Origin of the sequence: Saccharopolyspora sp. 6M (assembly GCF_020176775.1) — a bacterium.
Taxonomy (GTDB): Bacteria; Actinomycetota; Actinomycetes; order Mycobacteriales; family Pseudonocardiaceae; genus Saccharopolyspora_C; species Saccharopolyspora_C gregorii.
The window spans coordinates 1-3,836 of record NZ_JAIUJZ010000318.1; the positions used below are offsets into that span (position 1 = coordinate 1).

3 protein-coding genes are annotated in these 3,836 nt (G+C 68.6%); 1 reads left to right on the top strand and 2 read right to left on the bottom strand.

Annotation, left to right across the window (positions count from 1 at the left end):
- Nucleotides 1-768: 768 nt before the first annotated feature.
- Nucleotides 769-1,512, bottom strand: a complete 744-nt coding sequence (locus LCD31_RS28420) for a hypothetical protein (RefSeq protein ID WP_224963212.1) — start codon at nt 1,510-1,512, stop codon at nt 769-771.
- 241 nt (nt 1,513-1,753) lie between these two features.
- Here LCD31_RS28420 and LCD31_RS28425 point away from each other — a divergent pair, with 241 nt between their 5' ends.
- Nucleotides 1,754-2,293: a hypothetical protein gene (locus LCD31_RS28425; protein WP_224963214.1), complete on the top strand. Its 540-nt coding sequence runs from the start codon at nt 1,754-1,756 to the stop codon at nt 2,291-2,293.
- A 508-nt stretch (nt 2,294-2,801) separates the two neighbouring features.
- Here the strand turns inward: LCD31_RS28425 and LCD31_RS28430 are convergent.
- Entirely contained in the window at nt 2,802-3,752 is a 951-nt protein-coding gene (locus LCD31_RS28430) for a peptidoglycan DD-metalloendopeptidase family protein (protein ID WP_224963216.1), read from the bottom strand.
- Nucleotides 3,753-3,836 lie beyond the last annotated feature (84 nt).

A 3,836-nucleotide genomic window follows, 5' to 3' on the forward strand; every position in this document is an offset into this window, starting at 1 on the left:
CACGCCCGCTTTGCCGTGCAGCAGCCGCACCGTCACCCGCGCCGCACCGCCCACCGGTTCGGCCTCCTCCACCATGATCAGCACTTCGCACGGGCGGCCGGGACCGGCGGCCGGGCGCTCCGGCGCCAGACGGCCGACAACAGTCGCGGGATCGGTCCATCGGCCTCATCGGCGCGCAGGGTCGTGCGACCCGCACGGAACTCGGACTCCGCGATCACCGCCGGAAGCCGGGATCGGCCGCGAGCGCGATCGGGACTTCCGAGGCCACTGTGGACGGACACGGTCGATCCAGGTCCCAGAATGCCTGGCACATCCGCCGCTTGCCCGGAGTCGCGACCACTACCCGCATCGCCCGCCTCCGCCGACTCCGGCGCCACCCCGCCGTGCGCGGTCAGCACGACCACCACCGGTCCGGGCACCAGTGGGTGCGGGGGCTGCGGCGAAGTCCGCCACGTCCCCAGAAACCGCACCGGGCCGGGGCCATCGGCGGGGCCGGGGTCGAACTCGGTCACCACCAGCCCCCACCGGACGGCCGCGGCCACGGCGGACGCACCGCGACCCCCCGGGGCGGCCAGCACCACCTCATCGCCACGCACACCTGTACGCCCCCGATCATCCTCCTCGGATTCCAGCGTCCACCCGGTCACGCCTGAACTCGATTCGTTCTCCACGACCATGATCACGACCTCCATGCCATGCACACAGCATGAGAGGCGAGGCCGTGCCGCGCACAACACAGCCCCACCTCACTACCGGGAAACAGCGGACTCAGTCGCCAGGCTCGGCGAGCATGAACCGTTTCGGCGCTTCGCGGGTTTTGACCACAACACCTTTCTCCGTCATCTTTTCCAGCGCGTTGTTCACCGCACCCGATGAACGGCTCAATTCTTTTCCGATCTTGCTCGGCCCGAACTCATCGCCAGGGTGCTCACGCAGGAAATCCTCGACCAAACCGTGCAACGCACCCGGTGCCAACCGTTCCCGCGTCACCGGCGGAGCAGGCACCTCGCCCCTGCCGGAATCCGGTTCAATCCCGGCCTCCTCCGTCGTCTGCTCAGGCACGCTCGGCGCTTCGGGCACGATCGCGAGCTCAGGCTGACGCGGGGCCTCCTCCGGCTCCGGTTCCTGCTCTGGCGCTTGGCCAAGGGCGGCCTCGGGTGCCGGGTGCTGCGGGCGGGACCACTCCGAGCGCTGCCCAGCGCCCTCGCCGACGACATCGCGGGTGATCGTGCCTGCCAGTGCCCACCGGGACAGGGCCTTCGCCGCCGTGGACCGGCCGACCCCGGCCGCCACCGCCAGCGCGGCCGTGGTGTGCGGCTCACCGGAGACCACCGCCCAGAGCTGGCCCTCGGCTTCGGTCCGCGGACCACCGTCTCCGCCCTGTACGGCCGAGGCCGCATCCGGCACAGCATCCGCCGCAAGGGTCGCAGTGCCGGGCCGTGTGCCCGAGGCCGCGCGATCCTTCTTGGCTGGTTTCGTGGTGTTCGTCTTCTTCGTGTTTTTCGTGGGCATGACTTCACTCCCATAACCATCAGGAAATCAGTAGGGCCATGCCCCGGCCGGGGCACCACCCCGTCCGGTGCGCATCCGGAAAATCGCGGGGTGACGCCATCCATGGACGCTCGATACCGCTCCGAATGTCAAGCGAAATCGAAAACAAGACACGTGACTTGTTTCCCACTAGGCGCAACGCCCCGGCATCGTTACCCCAACCGGGTCCATTTACCGGATTCCGGATTGACAGCCCGGCGCCATGGAGCGTCGATACGCATCAGCGCCATTCCGGCGCCGTCAATTCCGGTTTTTCTCTCCATCCGATGCGGCGAATGACCGTGCGATGAAAGGACTCGTCATGCCCGAAAACAACTACGCGATCCACGGCCTGTACGCCGGAACCGGCCACGGCTACACCCTCGAAGCCACCGCCGTGCGCCTCGCCGACGCCATCACCGAACTCCGCGCCGACGACGGACTGCCCGCCCACATCCACACCCGGATCGAAATCAACCCGCAGCAACGCGAACTCGTCCTCCGCGTGTGGGGCCTCTCCGTGGAAGCCGACCCGGACCGCACCGAAATCCGCACGGTGATGCTCACCCTGTTCGAACTCTCCTCGTTCCACAACGTCGTGCCGCTCAACAGCAGCGAAGCGCCGCTGTTCACCCAAAAGATCCTGTTGATGGACCGCCACGAAAAGCCGTTCGCCGGACTCGTCGGCGCCGGGGTCGGCGACGTCGAACCCCTGCCCGCCGGAACCCCCTGGGACACCCACCCCGCCACGGCACGCGACTAACCAGCCACCACGACCGCACCCGGGGGGGGGGGGGGGGGGGGGGGGGGGGGGGGGGGGGGCGGGGGGCCGGCGTACGGCCCGACCCCCACAACCAGACCCCCCACCCCCCACATCTACACATGGCTATTCGGCGGCAGCGTCATATGTTAATAAGACACAGGGCCTGAACGGATACCGCTCAGGCCACGGCCCCGACACACATTCAGCCCCGGCATCAGCGGCCCGGAGGCGACACCACCCGCCTATGGCGTCGCTCACGCCATCAGCTGAGATAGCTGCACCTGCAACAACACGGGCGCACACTTCCCCCGTGGTGCCGCTGTCGGGGCACAGCACCACCCAGGGCGCCGGTCCCGTCGCCGTCGGGGGGCCACAGGACCGGCGCCCCGCCCCGGGCGTGAGCCGCCGGACTGGATCACCACGGCGACCATGGCAGCAGCGGCAATCAGTGTCAGCTCCGTTAGGCCAAAACGCCTCATCATTCGCCTTCGTGGTTGCGCTGCGCTCGTTACGGACACAGCCGTGTCCCTCGGTCGGCATAGAACCCGACTGGATCAACCGGACTGCCTCCGAGCTCGATTTGGAAGTGCAGGTGCGGCCCTGTGGACTCGCCGCGGTTGCCGACTTCGGCGATAGGCTGCCCGGCACGCACGACTTGACCTGTGGTGACGTGGTTGCGGTGGTTGTGGCCGTAAATGGTGATGGTGCCGTCGGCGTGCTCGATGCGGACCCAGAGTCCGTAGCCGGAGGCAGGTCCTGCGTTGATGACGGTGCCGTTGTGGGCGGCGAGGATGGGTGTACCGATCGGTGCTGCGAGGTCTTGGCCTTGGTGGATGTCACCCTCGCGCGGCCCGAACCCGGAAGTGCACCGTCCTTGGACCGGGATGGTCCAGCCGTCGGGCGAGGTGGCCGGCGTGCTCGCCGCGTCTCGGTAGTCCTCGGCTTGGGCGAGGACCTTGTTCACGTACCAATCCGCGTGGTTGTAGGCAAAGACCGCAGCTCGGAGATCACCGTGGCGAGCGCCGGAATCGCAGAGGTAGAAGGCGGCGGCGTGGATGGCGTCGTGCGGGTGGTAACGCGATGGCGGGGTGGCTCCGCCCGGCGGGAGCGGATGTTCGGTAACGACGGAGTCGAAGGTGGGGGCGAGGAATTGCATCGGCCCGCCCGCGCCTGCGAAGTTTTCGCCGTCGTGAACTCCGGGGGCGTCGAGTCGTCCGTGGTCGGTTTCGACCTTCCCGATGGCGGCGAGGATGGCCCAGTCCAGTCCGGGGCATAGGGGTGCGGCGTGCTGGTAGAGGGCGAGGTAGTCGGCGGGAATATCGGCCAGCGCCTCATCGCGCGGTGTGATCTCGGTTCCTACGCTGCTGGTGAGGGCGGCGACCGTGCCGGTGACGGCGGCGATGAGGGTGACGAGCAGGAGCAGGAACGCGGCGGCGGTACCGACGGCCAGGCGCACCACGCCGCATCACCGCCCACTGGTGCTGGGGTTCGGGGCCTGAGGTGACGGTGGCGGCAGGAGTGTGGTGGTGCCTGCGGGGGTGGG